Origin of the sequence: Arthrobacter sp. Leaf337 (assembly GCF_001423745.1) — a bacterium.
Taxonomy (GTDB): domain Bacteria; phylum Actinomycetota; class Actinomycetes; order Actinomycetales; family Micrococcaceae; genus Arthrobacter.
Genome location: NZ_LMPC01000012.1, coordinates 188,169 through 205,996 on the forward strand (window position 1 = coordinate 188,169; position 17,828 = coordinate 205,996).

Here is a 17,828-nt window from a genome sequence, read left to right on the forward strand (position 1 = left end):
GAACGACATGTCTTACTCACTTCAGCTCTACACCCTGCGCAATGCCATCCAGGAAGACCTGCCCGGCACCATCAGGAAGGTAGCTGAGATCGGCTTCACCCAGGTTGAGCCCTACAACTTCGTGGCCACGGCAGCCGAACTCGGTGCCGCCCTGAAGGAGAACGGCCTCACCGCCCCGTCCGGCCACGCACCGCTGCTCAGCCAGGACCAGGACGAAATTTTCGCCGCTGCCAGGGAACTGGGCATCAGCACCGTTATCGACCCCTACCTGCCGGCCGAGCACTGGCAGAAGGCCGAGGACATCAAAGCCACCGCCGCCAAGCTCAACGCGGCAGCGAAGAAGGGCTCCGAATACGGCATCCGCGTCGGCTACCACAACCACGCCTGGGAGCTGGAGTCCATCATCGAGGGCCGCACGGCACTGGAATACTTCGCCGACCTCCTGGACCCCGAACTGGTCCTGGAAGTGGATACGTACTGGGTTGCCGTCGGCGGCCAGGACCCGGTGGAGATCCTGGCCAAGCTCGGGGACCGGGTGAAGTTCATCCACATCAAGGACGGCCCGGCCACCACCGACACCAAGGCCCAGCAGCCCGCCGGCCAGGGCAAGATCGCCGTGTGGGACGTCATCGGCGCCGCCAAGTCCCTGGAAGTGGGCGTCGTGGAGTTCGACGACTACTCCGGCGACATCTTCGACGGCATCACCCAGAGCCTGGCGTTCCTGAACACCGGAGCCAACACCGAAGCAAGCGAAGGAGCGCGGGCATGAGCACCTCCTCCCCGAAGAAAGGCCCGGTGGGCGTCGCCGTCATCGGCGCCGGCAACATCAGCAAGCAGTACCTGGACAACCTCACGGTCTTCCCGGACCTGAAGGTCCACGTCATCGCCGACCTGTTCGAGGACGCCGCGGCCGCACGGGCGAAGGAATACGGAATCGCCGAATCCGGCGGCGTGGACGCCGCACTGAACCATCCCGACGTCGAAATCATCGTCAACCTCACCATCCCGGCCGCGCACGTGGAGGTGGCCACCGCGGCCGTCAACGCCGGCAAGCATGTCTGGACCGAGAAGCCGTTCTCGCTTGACCGGGAATCCGGGCTGGGGCTGCTGAAAGCGGCCGACGCCGCGGGGCTGCGGCTGGGCTGCGCCCCGGACACGTTCCTGGGCGCCGGGTTGCAGACCGCACGGCGGATCATTGAACGCGGCGACATCGGCACGCCGCTGACGGCCATGACCACCTTCCAGACCCCGGGACCGGAATCCTGGCACCCGAATCCGGCGTTCCTCTTCCAGTACGGCGCCGGGCCCCTGTTCGACATGGGCCCGTATTACCTCACCGCACTGGTCCAGACCTTCGGGTCCGTGCGCCGCGTGGCAGCTATCGGCTCCAAAGCCAAGGAAGTCCGCGTCATCGGATCCGGACCCAAGCTGGGCGAGGAGTTCACGGTGGAGGTCCCCACGCATGTGTCCGCGATGGCCCAGTTCGAGGGCGGCCAGTCCTCGCACAGCGTCTTCTCGTTCGAGTCCCCCCGCCAGCGGATGGGCTTCGTGGAGATCACCGGCACGGAAGCGACCATCTCCCTCCCGGATCCCAACTATTTCGACGGCGATGTGCGGCTCTGGCGTGCGGGCGACGAAGAGTGGACCGTCATCCCCGCAACCGGCCCCACCAACGGCCGCGGCATGGGCGTGCTGGATATGGCCCGTTCCATCCGGGCCGGGGTTCCGCACCGCGCCACGGGCAACCTCGCCTACCACGTGCTGGACACCATGGTCTCGATTTCCGAATCCGTTGAATCCGGCACCTTTGTCAACGTCGAAAGCTCCGCGCCCGCGTCCTCTGCCCTCCCCGAGGACTGGGACCCCACCGCTTCCACCCTCTAGGAACCAGGCAATGAACTCCCCCGAAAGCACGGACGGCACCAACCCCGACAACTCACCGCTGGGTGTGGCGATGATCGGCTACGCGTTTATGGGCAAGGCCCACTCGAACGCCTGGCGGAACGTCGCGTCCTACTTCGACGTCCCGGCCTTCGAGCAGAAAGTGCTCGTGGGCCGCGACGCCGGCCAGGTCGCGGCGGCCGCCAAGAAATACGGCTGGGCGGAAACAGCGACCGACTGGCGCTCGGTCCTGGAGCGGGACGACATTCATATTGTGGATATCTGCGCCCCGGGGTGGATGCATGCCGAGATCGCCGTCGCGGCGCTCGAGGCCGGCAAACATGTCCTGGTCGAGAAACCCCTGGCCAACACCCTGGCCGAGGCCGAAACGATGGCGGACGCCGCCCGGTCCGCCCGGGAACGCGGCGTGCAGTCCATGATCGGCTTCAACTACCGCCGCGTCCCGGCACTGGCCCTCGCGAAAGAGCTCATCGCCGAAGGCCGGCTCGGTACCGTCCGGCACGTCCGCGCCGCCTACCTGCAGGACTGGCTCGTGGACCCGGACTCCCCCATGACGTGGCGGCTGAACAAGGAAACCGCCGGGTCCGGCGCGCTGGGCGACATCGCCTCGCACGCGATCGACCAGGTCATGTTCCTGCTCGGCGGCACCGTCACGGAGGTCTCCGGCCGGCTGCACACTTTCGTTTCTCACCGCCCCGGCGCGGACGGCCCCGAAGAAGTAACGGTCGACGACGCCGCCTGGGCCACGCTCACCCTGGACTCCGGGACCATCGCCTCCGTTGAGGTCTCCCGCATGGCCACCGGACAGAAGAACTCCCTGAAACTGGAGATCTACGGGGACAAGGGCTCCCTCCTGTTCGACTTGGAAACCATCAACGAACTCGGCTTCCTGGACGCCACCCTCCCTGTCCGCGAACAGGGCTTCCGCCGGATCCTGGTCAACGAACCCGAGCACCCGTACATGGCCGCCTGGTGGCCGCAGGGCCACGTGATCGGCTGGGAACACACCTTCACGCACGAAATCCGGGACTTCCTTACCGCGATCGACGGCGGCACCCCGCCGTCGCCGTCGTTCGAAGAGGGCCTGGCCGTGCAGCGGGTGCTGGCCGCCATCGAAGAATCCGCCAACGCCAAGTCCTCCATCATCCAGCTCACCACTTCCCCCGTCCCCGCCATTGAAGGAGCCTGACATGCCCCGCCCGTACACCCTGTTCACCGGCCAGTGGGCCGACCTCCCCTTCGAGGAAGTCGCCAAACTCGCCTCAGGCTGGGGCTACGACGGCCTCGAAATCGCCGTCTCCGGGGACCACCTGGACGCCTGGCGCTGGGACGAACCCGGCTACGTCGAGTCCAAACTTGCCGTCCTGGAGAAGTACAACCTGAAGGTCTGGGCCATCTCCAATCACCTCAAGGGCCAGGCTGTCTGCGATGACCCCATCGACTTCCGCCACGAAGCGATTGTCGGGTCCAAGGTCTGGGGCGACGGCGACCCCGAAGGCGTCCGCACCCGCGCCGCCGAGGAAATGAAACACACTGCCCGGCTTGCCAAAGCCCTCGGCGTGGACACCGTCGTCGGGTTCACCGGCTCCTCCATCTGGCAGTACGTCGCCATGTTCCCGCCCGTCCCCGAGAAAGTCATCGAGGCCGGCTACCAGGACTTCGCGGACCGCTGGAACCCCATCCTGGACGTCTTCGACGAATGCGGGGTCCGCTTCGCCCACGAAGTCCACCCGAGCGAGATCGCCTACGACTACTGGACCACCGTCCGCACCCTCGAAGCGATCGGCCACCGGCCCGCGTTCGGGCTGAACTGGGACCCGTCCCACTTCATGTGGCAGGGCATCGACCCGGTCTCCTTCATCTGGGACTTCAAGGACCGGATCTACCACGTGGACTGCAAGGACACCAAGCTCCGCCCCACCGGCCGCAACACCGTCATGGGCTCCCACCTGCCCTGGGGCGACCCCCGACGCGGCTGGGACTTCGTCTCCGCCGGACGCGGCGATGTCCCCTGGGAATCGTCCTTCCGCGCCCTCACCGCGATCGGCTACAACGGCCCCATCTCCGTGGAATGGGAAGACGCCGGCATGGACCGCCTCCACGGCGCCCCCGAGGCCCTGGCAGCGCTGAAGAAGTTCGACTTCCCCGCCTCGCAGACCAGCTTCGACGCCGCCTTCAGCAGCAAGGACTAGGTCATGCCAGGAATTGAAACGCCCGACGGCGGCGACGGTTTTGTCCCGCTGTTCGACGGCGCCACCTTGGCCGGCTGGCGCTCGGTACCCCGTGTCTACGGCACCGAGTATCCGGGCGGTCCGCCCCTCCTGGAACGCTTTGCCGACCTTGGTTTGATGCCGCCTGTGGAACCCGAGAAGCACCCGGCCCGCTGGTTCGTGGAAGACGGCGTCGTGGTCGGCGAGCAGGACTCCCCCGGCAGCGGCTACGGCGGCTACCTGGTGAGCGAGCAGGCATACGGCGACTTCGAACTCGTGCTGGAAATGCGTCCCGACTGGCCGGCAGACACCGGCGTGATGATCCGGCGCCGGCCGGATACGTGGGAAGGTTTCCAGGTCCTGGTGGACCACCGTCCCTCTGGCGGCATCGGCGGGTTCTTCGGCAACGGGCTGGCGAGCTTCTCCGCCGTGCCCTTCGCCGTCAACGTGGCCACGGACGCCGACGGGCGGCCCACCGGTTTGATAGCGGACGATCCGGCCACGTCGGTGGAGCCCGTCACGGAAGAAAAGCGTGCACGCCTGAAGCACGCCGCCGACGTCGAGGACTTCCTCAGCGTCTGGCGCTGGAACGACTGGAACGAACTCCGCATCCGCTGCGTCGGCGCGCTGCCGGTCATCACCACCTGGGTCAACGGCCTCAAGATCGCCGAACTGGACACCGCTACGCTGGACTCGCCGAACTACGACCCGGCGGATGTCCTGGCTGTTCTCGGCGAGCGCGGGCATATCGCGTTGGAAGTCCACGACAACGACTCCATGTTCGGCGAGGCCCGCTGGGGCAAGGGCGCGCAGTGCCGGTGGCGGAACATCCGGATCAAGGAGCTCTGAACATGCTGCGTACCCTTCAGCCCGGCCAGCGCTGCGAGGTGTGGATAGCGTCCGCCACGGGCGAATCCGAACTTGTCTACAGCACCGAGGAGCTCCTCCTCGAAGCACCGAACTGGACCCTGGACGGCTCGGCCCTCATCCTCAACGGGGACGGGAAGCTGTGGAGCTTTGATGTGGCGGACCGGACACTCGACCAGGTCCCCCTGGCCGGCATCCCCGACCTCAACAACGACCACGTCCTGGCACCCGACGGTCAGGCGATCTACCTCTCGGCGAACGACGGCCACATCTACCGTGCAGCTTTGAGTGGAGGCCCGGCGGCGCGGGTCACCCCCGACGACGGTTCGTTCCATTTCCTCCACGGCGTGAGTCCCGACGGCGGCGAACTCGCTTACGTGGGTATCGAGGCGGGCGACTTTACGCAGCCGGGCCGCCTCAGGACCATACCGTCCGACGGCGGCGCTACCGCCGGGGTTGATGTCGGACCCGGCCATTGCGACGGACCGGAATACTCGCCCGACGGAAAGTGGCTCTACCTGAACACGGAGTCCTTCAGCTCTCTCCCCGGCCACGCCCAGCTTGCCCGCGTGCAGGTTGACGGAAGCGGTTTCGAGCGCCTCCTTGAGAGCGAAACCGTCGACTGGTTTCCCCATCTCTCCCCCGATGGCGAGCTGGCCAGCTACATCCGCTTCCCCGGCGGCACGGAGGGCCACCCCGCGGACCTGCCGGTCGCCGTCGTGCTTGTCTCCACGAGCGACTGGACCGCACCGCTTCACACCTGGCCTCTCTTCGGCGGCCAGGGAACCCTCAACGTCAATAGTTGGTCGCCGGATTCCAGGCGCTTTGCGTTTGTGGCGTACCCGCTGGCCAACACCGACTCACCAAAGGACAACGTTCTTGACTAATCAACCCACCGGCACTTCCGACGGAGCAATCCGCTGGGGCATCCTCGGCACCGGATTCATTGCGGGGCTGCAAGCGCAGGACCTGAACGAGAACGGCTTCACGGTGCAGGCCGTCGGGTCACGCGCGCTCGACTCCAGCAAGTCGTTTGCAGAGCAGTACGGCGTGGCAACCGCGCACGGCAGCTATGAGGACTTGGTGGCAGACCCGTCGGTTGACGTGGTCTACATCGCCACGCCGCACCCGTTCCACCATGCCAATGCCGTGCTGGCGTTGAATGCCGGCAAGCATGTGCTGGTGGAAAAGTCGTTCACCATGAACGCCCGCGAAGCCCAGGACATTGTTGACCTCGCGGAATCCAAGGGGCTCGTGGCCCTGGAAGCCATGTGGACCCGGTTCCTCCCGCACATGATCCGCCTCCGCGCCATCATCCAGGAAGGCACCATCGGCGAGGTCCGGAAGGTGGTCGCCAGCCACAACCAGAGCCTGCCCAAGGACCCTGCCCACCGGCTGAACGATCCTGCACTGGGTGGCGGAGCGCTGCTGGACCTCGGCATCTACCCGATCTCCTTTGCGTTCGACATCCTGGGCACCCCGGAGACCATTCGCGCCAGTGCCTCCATGACCGCGACGGGTGTGGACCGGCAGACTGCGGCCATCTTTGAATACGCCGGCGGCCGGCAGGCCATTGTGGACTGCGAACTGGACGCCGCCAGCGCCAACCGGGCCATGGTCATCGGGACCGAAGGGTGGATCGACATCGAATCCACCTGGTACAACCCCGTGCCATTCACCGTTCATACGCTGGATGGCAGCGTTATTGAACGGTACGAGCAGCCCGTCAACAGTCGCGGTATGCAGTACCAGGCTGCAGAGCTGGAACGCCTGATCCGCGCGGGCGATACCGCCGGCACCATCCTTCCTCCGAGTGAATCAGTCGCCGTCATGGCCGCCATGGACGAAATCCGCCGCCAGATCGGCCTCAGCTACGACGCCGACGCCACACCCGACGGGACTTCCCTTGACTGACACCGACTCACCTCGAATCATCGAACTGCGCCGGCACGAGGAAGAGCTCGTCTTCCCGGGCTTTGACCATCACGACGCCTGGCGCCTCGGCTCGCTCATCGCCAACCGCGCCATCGCCGAGGGCCATTCCGTGGCCATCGATATCCGGCGCCACAACGTGGTTCTCTTCCGCTGTGTCCTGCCCGGCGCCACCGCCGACCAGGAGGAATGGATCCGCCGCAAGTCGGCAAGCACCCTGCGCTTTGAACGCAGCACGGCCCTGATGTCCGAGGAGTTCGCTGCCAAGCGCTTCGACCCCACGCAGGGAGGGTGGCTCACGCCGGAGGACTACACGCTGGCCGGAGGCTCCTTCCCGATCCGGGTCCGGGGCACGGGCGTCGTCGCTGCAGTCACGGCGTCCGGACTGTCCTCGGACGACGACCACCAGCTGGTGGTCGACAGCATCAGGACCTACCTCGCGGAGGTCGCGGACTAGGATTTTGGGCATGACGCACACCATCCGCAAAGCAACAGCGGACGACGCCGGCCGGCTGGCTGCACTCGCCGCCGTCACCTTTCCGCTGGCCTGCCCGCCGCAGTCCTCCCCCGCCGATATCGCGGCGCACCTTGCGAACACGCTCAGCGACGCGAACTTCCGGAGCTATCTGGCGGATCCCGGCATCACTGTCCTGGTAATCGATGCCGACGGCGACCTCCGCGGCTACAGCATGCTCGTGGACCGTCCGGCCGCTGACCCGGACGCTGCCGCCGCACTGACCATCCTGCCGTCGGCGGAGCTCAGCAAGTGCTACGTCCACCCCGACCATCACGGGCTCGGTGCCGCGGCCGAACTGATGCACGCGAGCCTGGGCGAGGCCGCAGCATCCGGTGCCCGCGGCATGTGGCTTGGCGTCAACAGCCAGAACGCCAAGGCCATCCGCTTCTACGAAAAATCCGGCATCCGGAAAGTCGGCACCAAATCGTTCAACCTGGGAGCCACGGTGGAGCACGACTTCGTGATGGAGCGGGCAGTCCCAGGTGTGCCCAGTGACGAACGCGACATGCCCGCCGGGGAATGGACCCGGTAAGCAAGCGGTTGTCGCCAGCATGAAGATTGAGATCTGGTCCGACGTCGCGTGCCCCTGGTGCTACATCGGCAAGCGCCGTTTCGAAGCCGCCCTGGCCGAGTTCCCGCACCGCGAGTCCGTGGAGGTGCAATGGCGCAGCTACCAGCTGGACCCCACCCTGCCCGGGCACTACGACGGTACCGAACTGGAGTACCTCAGCACTCGTAAAGGCATTGCACCGGCACAGGTCTCCCAGATGTTCGAACATGTGGCGGAACAGGCCAAGGGCGAGGGCCTCAACTACCGGTTTGACGCCGTCGTGGTTGCCAACAGTTTCACGGCCCACCGGTTGATCCACCTGGCTGCCGCCCACGGCAAGCAGGATGCCGCCAAAGAGCGCCTGCTGAGCGACCACTTCGAGCACGGCAAGGACATCGGCAGCCGCGAGTACCTCACGTCCCTGGGCCAGGACCTGGAGATCGACGCCGGCGAACTGGACGAGCTGTTCACCACCGACAAGTACGCGGACGACGTCCGGTCCGACTTCGAGGAAGGCCGCGCCCTGGGCATCAGCGGCGTGCCGTTCTTCGTGATCGACCGCAAGTACGGCCTGTCCGGCGCCCAGCCGTCAGCGATGTTCAGCCAGGCACTCAACCAGGCGTGGCAGGAAAAGCAGCCCCTGGTCATGGCGGGCGCCGGCGCTCCGGGCAGCAAAGTCAGCGACGGCGGCGCGGAAGCCTGCGGCCCCGACGGCTGCGCCGTCTAACCCCCGGCGCCGGCGGCCGCAGTTTGCTGACAGATCACTGTAAAGTGTCTGTATGCCTAGGATTTCGGCCGCCACGAATGCTGCCCAACGAGCCGAGACCCAACGCCGCATCCTGACCGGCTTCGGAGAGCTCCTCTTCACCCACGGACTGCCCGGGCTCACCATGACGGATGTTGCCCGCCATGCCGGCATCGGACGCACCGCCGTGTACAACTACTACGCGGACATCGAAGAACTGCTGATCGCCTACGCGCTGGACGAAACCGAGCGCTTCCTCGACGGCCTGCGGGAGTCGCTGCAGTCCCTGGAGAACCCGGTGGAGCGCCTGGCACTGTACGTCCGGACCCAGGTGGAGGACCTGAGCCGCCGCCACCTGCCGCCCGGTCCGGCCATGGCCGCCGTGCTTTCGCCCACGTCCTTTTCGAAGCTCGCGGACCACGTGGGCGAACTCAGCCTCCTCCTGCAGGACATCCTGCGTGACGCGATGGCGCAGGGCTACCTTCCCGAGGCGGACATCACCCAGCTGGCCCAGCTCATCCACGGCACGCTGTCCTCCAGCGCCGCCCGCGGCGACGGCACGCCGGAAGCAGTGCTCCGCACCGTCCGGTTCATCCAGCTGGGCGCGGGGGCACGGTTCGACGACGACGGCCGTCCCGTCAGGCTTGCCACGCCGTAGCTGGACTCAGCCTGGCGGCTCCAGCATCCCCGGCTGAGCACGTCTGGTCAACATCCCCGGCTCAGCCCGCTTTCGGAATCACCGGCCACTTGGAGCTGTCGACGATCCGGCGGCTCTCCCGCGGGCAGCTGAGCTGGCCGGGCGTCTGGTCCACGAGGTCCGGCGCAGTCAGTGCCTTGAATTCTCCGGTGAGGATCACATCCACGCTGCCGTCCGAACGGCCATCCTGGAAGTAGTCCGACTTTGGCAGGTTCCGCTGGACACTGAAGGCGGCCGACTGGCCCGCGGCACCGGAAACCACTGCGGCCACACCCCGGTAACCGGACTGGGTGTTGTCCACCACGGCCACCGCGAATTTCCTGGCCAGGAACTCGTCGGCCACGGACCGCGCCAGGCCGGGCCGGTTGGTGGCGTTGTAGACGTTGAGGCTGACCTTGTCGTTCGGTGTGTAGTCAAACGTTGTTGCGGGACACGCCGAGACGGCAGACCGGCTCCGCTCCGCCGTCGGAATCTTGATCTGTCCGTTGATGATGGCCAGCGCTACGAAGATCGCGGAGATGATCAGCCCCACCAGCAGGACCAGCACCACCCCGTGCAGGATCCGCCGGCGCAGCCGGACAGGGTTTTCTTCGGTGTCGTCATGCTCAACGAAAGTGGCCCTGAGTTCCTGCCCCGAGACCACGCGGTGGCCGTGCAGGACAGTGATGTCCTTGGGTTTCCTAGCCATCTATCACCAGCACACGGGCGTGGATGGCGGTGCGCTGATGCAGTGCGGTCCGGACGGCACGGTGCAGGCCGTCCTCGAGGTACAGGGTTCCCCGGTATTGCACAACGTGGGGAAAGAGGTCACCGAAGAACGTGGAGTCCTCGGCGAGGAGGGCCTCGAGGTCGAGGGTGCGCTTGGTGGTCACCAGCTCATCGAGCCTGACGGGGCGCGGAGGAAGGGCGGCCCACTCCTTGGGAGTGTTGTAACCATGGTCGGGGTAAGGGCGGCCCTCGCCCACAGCTTTGAATATCACCCTGCAAGCCTAAAGACGTTGCCCGCCCAAGGGAACGAATGACCGCGCACAGTTCCAAGGTTGTAGCCAAACAGTGACCATTGACCGGCAGCAACCCTCAAGGCAACATTCTGCACCGGCCCGTCCCGGACTGAGAGAATGGAGCCATGACTGCACCCGAAAACCAGGCGGCCGCGTCGTCGTCGGCCCCTCCCCTTGCCCTCCTGCTCGACGTCGACGGTCCGGTGGCGAGTCCCGTCACCCGCAACGTCAAGCCGGAGATCATCGCGGACATGGTGGCGCTGGCCACCGCGGGCATTCCCGTCATCTTCAATACGGGCCGCTCGGACGCATTCATCCGCGAACAGGTGATGGAGCCGATGATCGCTGCCGGCATGCCCGCCGGAACCATCATCCACGCCATCTGCGAAAAAGGTGCCGTCTGGTTCAGCTACACGGCTGCCGGACCCGGTCCCGTCCATGTGGACCACGAACTCGCCGTCCCCCGCGCCTATGGCGATGACGTCCGCCGGCTGGTCTCCGAGGACTACGCGAAACACATGTTCTACGACGAAACCAAGCGTGCCATGGTCTCCGTGGAGCAGCATATCGAGGTGGCCAGCAAGGACTACCTCGAAGAACAGAAACTGTTCGACGCCGACGCCATGGAACTGATGGCCCGTCACGGCCTGGGCGTGGTCCGGCTGGACCACCACGCACCCGATTCAGACGACCAGGTGGACTACCGTGTCGATCCCACCATCATTTCCACGGACATCGAGTCTGTTCGCCTGGGCAAAGACCTGGGGGCCAGCCGCGCCGTCGAAATGCTTGCAGCGCAGGGCATCCGGCCCCTCGCGTGGCGCACCGTGGGCGATTCACGCACCGATTACGCCATGGCCGACTGGCTGCACCACAACGACCACGCCGTGAAACACGTGGACGTCCGCCCCGCGGACGGAGTGCCCGTCAAGCCGTACACGATCCTGACAGCCGCCGATCTGGGGCTCGCCGAAGACGTGATCCACGACGACGCCGGCGGGGCTTTCCTGCGCAGCTGGCGGGACGCCCTGGCCGGCTAAGTCCGGATTAGTCGAGTTTTTTTAGGCGGGTTATCATGCAGGTAGGACCTCTATAAACAAAAGCTCGGAGAAACACCATTACAGACGCACTGGTACAGGATGAGATCTACTACGGCGGCCAGCCGTCCGACGACGGCAGGAGCCACGCCGAGGTAACGTCGCCGGCCGCTGTCGCGCGGCTGAAAAACCGTCCCGACGTGGTCCGCCACCGGGGGCGCTATGCGCTGATCAATTCCACCCGCACTCCGTACCAGGCCATGGTGGAGGACCTGCTGTTCATCCGCGGCGTCCTCGCCAACGCGGGCCTGGACTACCTGCTGGTCCGCGGCAACAACCACCGGCCCGTTATCGCGCTGGACTGGGAGAACCGGAAGAAGCTCCGCAACGCGCTCGTTGAGGCGTGCCGCGACGAGCCCGTTTACTCCATGACCGTGGATGCCAAGAAGAAGTCCTCCGTCCTGGTTGCCGACGGCGAGCTCTCCCCCAACCGCCAGGCCCGGATTTTCCGGCTCTACCGCCCGCGCGTGGAACCGGACGGCGGCTTCGACTTCGGCTCGTCGGCCGGCGTGCAGATCGAGCTGTGGAGCTTCGAAGGCAACCAGTTGATCCTGCCGATCGAAAACTCGCTCACCCGCCGCACCATGCTCACCAGCGACGCCAAGCGTGGCACTGTGGAGCGGTACGGCCACACCTGGCCCACCATCGAGAACATGTTCGCGGACCATGCCAGCGACATCAGTTTCGATATTGACATGGTGTTTTCCTGGGTGGACGGCAGCTCGCCGGAGTACATCGCGGCACGGCGCGCGCGGATGGCCGGCGTTGTGGTGGGCGAAGGCGATGACCACGAGGCCCGCTTCCGCCAGATCAACGAACTGAAGTATGCCCTGCGCTCGGTGTACATGTTCGCGCCGTGGGTGCGGCGCATTTTCATCGCAACAGACTCACCCACACCCGAGTGGCTGGCTGACCACCCCTCGGTGACCATTGTGCGCAGCGAGGAGTTCTTCGCGGATCCGTCAGTGCTCCCGACCCACAACTCGCAGGCGGTCGAATGCCAGCTGCACCACATCGAAGGGCTCTCTGAGCACTTCCTGTACTCCAACGACGACATGTTCTTCGGCCGCGCCGTGGGCCCGGACATGTTCTTCACCCCGGGCGGCGTCACCAAGTTCATCGAAGCGGAAACCCGCATCGGCCTGGGCGACAACGACGCCGAGCGAAGCGGTTTCGAAAATGCCGCCAGGGTGAACCGTAAGCTCTTGTGGGACCGGTTCGGCCGTATCACCACCCGGCACCTGGAGCACACCGCAGCTCCGTTGCGGCGCAGCGTGGTGGCCACCATGGAGAAGGAATTCCCGCAGGAGTTCGCCAAAACCGCCGCCAGCCGGTTCCGGGCGGCAGACAACATCTCCGTGACGAATTCGTTCTACCACTATTACGCCCTGTTGACCGGACGGGCGGTGACCCAGACGGCAGCAAAGGTGAGGTACATCGACACCACCATGCGGTCCGGCCTCAATTACCTGCCCAAGCTCCTGGCCAAGCGCAACATGGACTTCTTCTGCCTAAATGACGGCAGCTTCCCCGAAGTGGAGGCCGAGGAGCGCGCCGAGCTGGTGACGGACTTCCTGGAAAAGTACTACCCCATCAAAGCGCCCTGGGAAAAGTAGGGCGAAAAGCAGTACGGGTCAGCGGCCCGCGCGGATCATCGGGATGGTCTGCGTCGGCGGGTTGCCATGTTTCGCCTGCCGCGGGATCCGGATGCCGGCCGCGGCCAGCCGGCGCTGGGTTTCGGCCGCACTGACCACTTCGCCCACTGCCGCCGCGCTGCCGATCGGCACCACGGAATGCACGATCGTGTGTTCGTACACGTGCACCAGGTTGAAAGCCTGTCCGCCGTCGCGCGGCCGGGTGCCGCCCACAGGGACGTTCAGGTCCTGGGTGTAGCAGGTGGCGGAGGCCACCGATACCGGAATGCCGGCGAAGGTGGCAGTGGTGGAGTAATGCAGGTGCCCGGCCAGGATGGTGCGGACATCCGAGTTGCGGAGCACTGCAGCGAGGGCCGGCTGGTCCCGGAGCTCCACGAGGACGGCAAGGTCCAGCACCGACGGCACCGGAGGATGATGCAGGGCCAGGATGGTGCCGTCCGGAGCGGGAGTGGAGAGCTCCTCGGCAAGCCAGTCGAGCTGCGCCTGGCTCAGTTCGCCGTGGTGGAATCCCGGCACTGACGTATCCAGGGTGATCACCCGGAGTCCGTTGATGAAGTAGCTGTGGTCCACCGGCGCGTCGTTGCCGGTCTGGTCAAGCAGCCCGGTCCGGAAATTCTCACGGTCATCGTGGTTTCCCATGGCCCAGATGACCTGAGCGTTCATTGCCTTGCACGCGGGCTCAACGATGGCCCGGAGTTTCGCATACGCCTCGGCCTCGCCCTGGTCAGCAAGATCGCCGGTGAAAATCACGGCTTCCGGACGGGCCCCTGAGGCTTTGACTTCCTCAAACAGTTGTTTCAGGCGGGCTTCGCTGTCTACTGCGCCATAAAGATGATCCGGACCTCCCAACAGGTGGGGGTCGCTCAGGTGGAGAAGAAAATGACGCGGCCGCGGGTGTTCGGCCTCGATGAGCTCCATTACTGCCTTCGTGGTTGGTTGGAAGCCGGTGCTTCCAGTGTCCCTCTCAGTAAGGTCTATCCAATCAGACATTCGGCCAACAATGTGCAAACTCCAGTAGGCATGTTTGAAAATATGGGAAAAACAAGTAGTCCGGCGGACACACTCCGTGCTCAGAATGCGTCCGCCGGCACGTGGTTACTCGGTCCTTGACGGCTTAGCTTAGGTAGCCGTTCGGGTTCAGGACATACTTCGTGGCGGCGCCGGCGTCGAACTCGGCGTAGCCCTTGGGCGCATCCTCCAGGGTGATTGCCTTGGCGTTAACGTTCTTGGCGATATGCACCTTGTCGTGCAGGATCGCCATCATCAACTGGCGGTTGTACTTCATGACGGGACACTGGCCCGTGGTGAAGCTCAGCGACTTGGCCCAGCCCGTTCCCAGGCTGAGGGACAGCGCGCCCTTTTTGGCAGCCTCGTCAATACCGCCCGGGTCTCCCGTGACGTAGAGCCCTGGGATGCCCAGCGCGCCGCCCGCCGCGGTGAGTTCCATCAGCGAGTTGAGCACCGTGGCCGGAGCCTCCTTGGCGTCGTGGCCGTGGCCCCTGGCTTCGAAGCCGACCGCGTCGACGCCGCAGTCGACTTCCGGGACACCCAGGATCTGTTCGATCTGCTCGGCGGGCCCGCCCTCGGACAGGTCAATGGTTTCGCAGCCGAAGCTGCGCGCCTGCGCCAAACGACCCTCGTTCAGGTCGCCCACGATCACGACGGCGGCACCGAGTAGGTGGGCGCTTGTTGCCGCTGCCAGGCCAACCGGGCCGGCCCCGGCAATGTAGACGGTGGAGCCGACCCCGACGCCGGCGCTCACAGCCCCATGGAATCCCGTGGGGAAGATGTCCGAAAGCATGGCCAGGTCGAGGATCTTTTCCATGGCCCGGTCCTTGTCCGGGAATTTCAGCAGGTTCCAGTCCGCATAGGGCACCAGGACGTAGTTGGCCTGGCCGCCCACCCAGCCGCCCATGTCGACGTAGCCGTAGGCGCTTCCCGGCCGGTCCGGGTTGACGTTGAGGCAGATGCCGGTCTTGCGTTCCTTGCAGTTCCGGCAGCGGCCGCAGGCGATGTTGAAGGGAACGGAGCAGACGTCCCCCACCTTGATGAATTCGACGTCGGGTCCTACTTCCACCACTTCACCGGTGATTTCGTGGCCCAGCACGAGGTCCGGAGGTGCGGTGGTCCGGCCGCGAACCATGTGCTGGTCGGAGCCGCAGATGTTGGTGGCGACGGTCTTGAGGATGACGCCATGACGTACTGAACGGCCCACGTTGGCGGGGTTGACGCCCGGCCCGTCCTTGAGTTCGAAGCTGGGATAGTCAATGTCGATCAGTTCGACTTTGCCAGGCCCCTTGTAGGCAACGGCTTTGTTCCCTGTCATCTCTTTCCTCCTGGTTTCACGGTCACCCGCAAGGATGCCCCGTGTGATTCACGAAGTACTGATGCGCCCTCCCAGGCAGGTATTGACCGGCCGCGCCGTCCGCTGTGCCGCCGCCGGGAAGCCGCGGCCGTGCTGACAGATTGGAGGGTCCGGCCAGTCTAGGCGGTAAGCATACTTAGGAACAGGGGCCGTTGGGCCCTAGCGGCCGGAACAGATTGCTCCGGCGGGAGCCCGTCATGCCAGTGCATCTTCAATGGCGGCGATGACCTCAGGTGAGTCAGGCTCTACCGTGGGAGCGAAGCGTGCCACCACCACGCCGTCGCGGTTTACCAGGAACTTTTCAAAGTTCCACTTCACGAGGCCGGGAAGGAGTCCGGCCTTAAACCGGGTGAGCTCGGTGTACAGCGGGTGCTGGTCCTTACCGCGCACGTCTGCCTTCGCGGTCAGCGGGAAGGTGACACCGAAGTTGCGTTCGCAAAACTCGGCAATTTCAGCGTCGTTGCCCGGCTCCTGCCCGGCGAACTGGTTGCACGGGACGCCCAGGACCTCGAATCCGCGGTCCCGGAACTTCCCGTACAGCAGTTCCAGGCCGGCGTACTGCGGCGTGAAACCACATTGGGAGGCCACGTTGACCACCAACACCACGCTTCCCTTGAAGCGGCCAAAATCAGTTTTCGTGCCGTCGTTGAGGGTCAGCGGAATGGAGTGGATCGAATTCACGGTGGGCTTCCTTAAGAAACTGGTCATGGCTGCTATTCGTTGACAACGGCCAAGTGTATGGGTTGGTGCCCGGGGTGAGTTCGGCGGCCGGCTTCCAGCCGGTGAAGGGAGATGCTGTCAGGGAGTGGGGGTGGCTGTCTCGGTTGGTGACGGTTCAACCGTGGCTGTCGGCTCGGGCCCGGCTGTTTGAGTGAGCGTGGGTTCAGCTGTGGGGATGAGCGTGGGCTCGGCTGTCGGCTCGGCTGTGGGCTCGGCTGTCGGCGTGTACGTGGGCTCGGCCGGGGGCGCCGTCGGCACGGTCTCCGTCGGAGTCGCCGTCGCAGTGGACGGCTCTGTCTGGGTTGGCCACGGCGTTTCAGTCGGTGAAGGAGTGGTCGACGGCGTTGCCGTTGAGGTGCCCGTGGGTGGCGGCGTAGTGGTCGCCGTCGGGCTTCCCGACGTCGCCGGAGCGGCCGACGTAGTCGTCGTCGCCGCCGCACTCGCCGATGGCGAAGGCGAAGGCGAAGGCGAAGGCGTCGCCGAGGTGGAAGGCGTCGCCGTGGCCGACGCCGAAGGCGACCCCGGAACGGGTGCTTCCGCGTCCCCGCCCTCCACCGCGTGCGAATTGCTTGCCGAGACGGGAATGGCCCAGGTGGGATCTCCCGCAGGGGCGCCGGCCCCGGGGACGTAACTGATCATGTCTATGTTCCCGAGCTCATCCACTTGCTTAGTGGGCAGGAGCGTCCAGTCCAACGGGTTCGCATGGACGCCGTTGAGGATGGTCTCGAAATGCAGGTGGCACCCTGTGGATGATCCTGTGGTGCCCACTTTCGCGATGACCTCGCCCACTTGGACGGAGTCGCCCTTCTTGACGGCAATTCCCTCCAGGTGGTTGTAGGTGGTGATCAGCCCGTTGCCGTGGTCGATCTCCACGCGGTTGCCACCGCCCCAGGGGTGCCAGCCAACGGCCCTGACCACGCCGGCGTCGGCCGCGTAGACCCGGGTGCCACAGGCAGCCGCGAAGTCCTGCCCCCAGTGGAACTCACCCGCAGTAGCCGTCAAAGGGCTGACCCGGAGGCCGAAGCCTGAGGTTTCCGTCAGCACTTCCAAGGGGGCCATCAGCGAGCCGGCGGGTGGCCGCCGCGCTTCGTCGGAGGCAACGTTCAGTTCGCGGTGGCCGCTTTTGGATATGGTCCGGATATCGCTGCGGCTGTACGAAACCAGAGCATTGATATTGGCGCTAATGGCCGCCGGTGCAATACCCAGCGGTTTCATAAAGGCATCCGGCCACCAGGGCGCATTTCCTGCACCGCCCATCGGGGCCTGTTGCGAGGTTGCACCAACTGCTGCCGACGGCGGTGAGGCGGGGCCCTGGAGGCCAAGGGCAATCACGCCAAACGTTGAAACAGCGCAGACGCCAAGTATCCGTGCAGCGACGAGGCAAGGCCTGCCGGGATGTTCGTCGTGTCCATATCCCCAGTGATTTCCCACGTGCTGACTCCTGCGATAGGCCCGCCAGACCCCAATCTCGACGGACTTACGATTCCTATGGGAACACAGCCCCCTCCCGTCTGTGAACCCCCAGCATCGGGACCGTCAGAACGCTACCGCGGGATTCCGCCATTTCCGG

General features: G+C 65.4%; 19 protein-coding genes and 1 pseudogene. 14 read left to right on the top strand and 6 right to left on the bottom strand.

The genetic code is table 11. The annotated features are described in order from the left end of the window. The first annotated feature begins 7 nt into the window (after window positions 1–7). The 11 genes from ASF98_RS09980 to ASF98_RS10030 are packed head-to-tail and all read left to right on the top strand — an operon-like array spanning window position 8 to window position 9,381. A complete protein-coding gene (locus ASF98_RS09980; protein ID WP_055800978.1) occupies window positions 8–769 on the top strand; it encodes a sugar phosphate isomerase/epimerase family protein in 762 nt (253 codons plus the stop codon). Next, window positions 766–1,884, top strand: coding sequence for a Gfo/Idh/MocA family protein (locus tag ASF98_RS09985; RefSeq protein ID WP_055800979.1), 1,119 nt, complete (start codon window positions 766–768; stop codon window positions 1,882–1,884). The genes ASF98_RS09980 and ASF98_RS09985 overlap by 4 nt, the downstream gene beginning before the upstream one ends. Before the next feature lie 10 nt (window positions 1,885–1,894). Next, window positions 1,895–3,091, top strand: coding sequence for a Gfo/Idh/MocA family protein (locus ASF98_RS09990; protein WP_055800982.1), 1,197 nt, complete (start codon window positions 1,895–1,897; stop codon window positions 3,089–3,091). A gap of 1 nt (window position 3,092) precedes the next feature. After that, the gene (locus ASF98_RS09995) at window positions 3,093–4,094 is read left to right on the top strand and encodes a sugar phosphate isomerase/epimerase family protein (RefSeq protein WP_055800985.1); all 1,002 of its coding nucleotides are present in this window, start codon (window positions 3,093–3,095) and stop codon (window positions 4,092–4,094) included. A gap of 3 nt (window positions 4,095–4,097) precedes the next feature. Beyond that, complete coding sequence (locus ASF98_RS10000; RefSeq protein WP_055800987.1) at window positions 4,098–4,961, top strand: 3-keto-disaccharide hydrolase; 864 nt, start codon at window positions 4,098–4,100, stop codon at window positions 4,959–4,961. Window positions 4,962–4,963: 2 nt separating this feature from the next. After that, window positions 4,964–5,866, top strand: a complete 903-nt coding sequence (locus ASF98_RS10005) for a TolB family protein (RefSeq protein ID WP_055800991.1) — start codon at window positions 4,964–4,966, stop codon at window positions 5,864–5,866. Beyond that, window positions 5,859–6,893 carry a Gfo/Idh/MocA family protein gene (locus ASF98_RS10010; RefSeq protein WP_055800992.1) on the top strand — a complete coding sequence of 345 codons (1,035 nt, stop codon included), beginning with the start codon at window positions 5,859–5,861 and terminating at the stop codon, window positions 6,891–6,893. Before ASF98_RS10005 ends, ASF98_RS10010 begins: the two co-directional genes overlap by 8 nt. Then, window positions 6,886–7,368: a heme-degrading domain-containing protein gene (locus ASF98_RS10015; protein WP_082506785.1), complete on the top strand. Its 483-nt coding sequence runs from the start codon at window positions 6,886–6,888 to the stop codon at window positions 7,366–7,368. The genes ASF98_RS10010 and ASF98_RS10015 overlap by 8 nt, the downstream gene beginning before the upstream one ends. A 10-nt stretch (window positions 7,369–7,378) precedes the next feature. Beyond that, entirely contained in the window at window positions 7,379–7,960 is a 582-nt protein-coding gene (locus ASF98_RS10020) for a GNAT family N-acetyltransferase (RefSeq protein ID WP_055800997.1), read from the top strand. Between the two features lie 19 nt (window positions 7,961–7,979). Continuing rightward, window positions 7,980–8,705: a DsbA family oxidoreductase gene (locus ASF98_RS10025; RefSeq protein WP_055801000.1), complete on the top strand. Its 726-nt coding sequence runs from the start codon at window positions 7,980–7,982 to the stop codon at window positions 8,703–8,705. 52 nt (window positions 8,706–8,757) lie between these two features. Beyond that, window positions 8,758–9,381: a TetR/AcrR family transcriptional regulator gene (locus ASF98_RS10030; RefSeq protein WP_055801003.1), complete on the top strand. Its 624-nt coding sequence runs from the start codon at window positions 8,758–8,760 to the stop codon at window positions 9,379–9,381. 61 nt (window positions 9,382–9,442) lie between these two features. Here the strand turns inward: ASF98_RS10030 and ASF98_RS10035 are convergent, their stop codons facing one another. Together ASF98_RS10035 and ASF98_RS10040 are read right to left on the bottom strand one after the other, a co-directional pair. Next, the gene (locus ASF98_RS10035) at window positions 9,443–10,108 is read right to left on the bottom strand and encodes a LytR C-terminal domain-containing protein (RefSeq protein ID WP_082506786.1); all 666 of its coding nucleotides are present in this window, start codon (window positions 10,106–10,108) and stop codon (window positions 9,443–9,445) included. Continuing rightward, on the bottom strand, window positions 10,101–10,400 hold the full coding sequence (locus tag ASF98_RS10040; RefSeq protein WP_028272925.1) for a type II toxin-antitoxin system VapB family antitoxin: 300 nt from the start codon (window positions 10,398–10,400) through the stop codon (window positions 10,101–10,103). The genes ASF98_RS10035 and ASF98_RS10040 overlap by 8 nt, the downstream gene beginning before the upstream one ends. Window positions 10,401–10,546: 146 nt before the next feature. Between ASF98_RS10040 and ASF98_RS10045 the strand changes: the two genes are divergently transcribed. Together ASF98_RS10045 and ASF98_RS10050 are read left to right on the top strand one after the other, a co-directional pair. Continuing rightward, window positions 10,547–11,461, top strand: a complete 915-nt coding sequence (locus tag ASF98_RS10045; protein WP_055801005.1) for a hypothetical protein — start codon at window positions 10,547–10,549, stop codon at window positions 11,459–11,461. A 197-nt stretch (window positions 11,462–11,658) separates the two neighbouring features. Then, a complete protein-coding gene (locus tag ASF98_RS10050; RefSeq protein WP_235505764.1) occupies window positions 11,659–13,134 on the top strand; it encodes a stealth family protein in 1,476 nt (491 codons plus the stop codon). A gap of 18 nt (window positions 13,135–13,152) precedes the next feature. Here the strand turns inward: ASF98_RS10050 and ASF98_RS10055 are convergent, their stop codons facing one another. From ASF98_RS10055 to ASF98_RS10065, 3 genes are all read right to left on the bottom strand, one after another. Then, entirely contained in the window at window positions 13,153–14,091 is a 939-nt protein-coding gene (locus tag ASF98_RS10055) for a phosphodiesterase (RefSeq protein ID WP_055801009.1), read from the bottom strand. A gap of 196 nt (window positions 14,092–14,287) precedes the next feature. Continuing rightward, entirely contained in the window at window positions 14,288–15,499 is a 1,212-nt protein-coding gene (gene fdhA / locus ASF98_RS10060) for a formaldehyde dehydrogenase, glutathione-independent (protein ID WP_055801011.1), read from the bottom strand. A 234-nt stretch (window positions 15,500–15,733) separates the two neighbouring features. Beyond that, window positions 15,734–16,219, bottom strand: a complete 486-nt coding sequence (locus ASF98_RS10065) for a glutathione peroxidase (protein ID WP_055801014.1) — start codon at window positions 16,217–16,219, stop codon at window positions 15,734–15,736. A 190-nt stretch (window positions 16,220–16,409) separates the two neighbouring features. On the opposite strand from ASF98_RS10065, the gene ASF98_RS24765 reads away from it, so the two are divergent. Continuing rightward, entirely contained in the window at window positions 16,410–16,889 is a 480-nt protein-coding gene (locus tag ASF98_RS24765) for a hypothetical protein (protein WP_235505883.1), read from the top strand. Between the two features lie 74 nt (window positions 16,890–16,963). Here ASF98_RS24765 and ASF98_RS25070 read toward each other — a convergent pair. Further along, window positions 16,964–17,515 (bottom strand): annotated as a pseudogene (locus ASF98_RS25070) (M23 family metallopeptidase); the annotation flags it as partial. Window positions 17,516–17,828 lie beyond the last annotated feature (313 nt).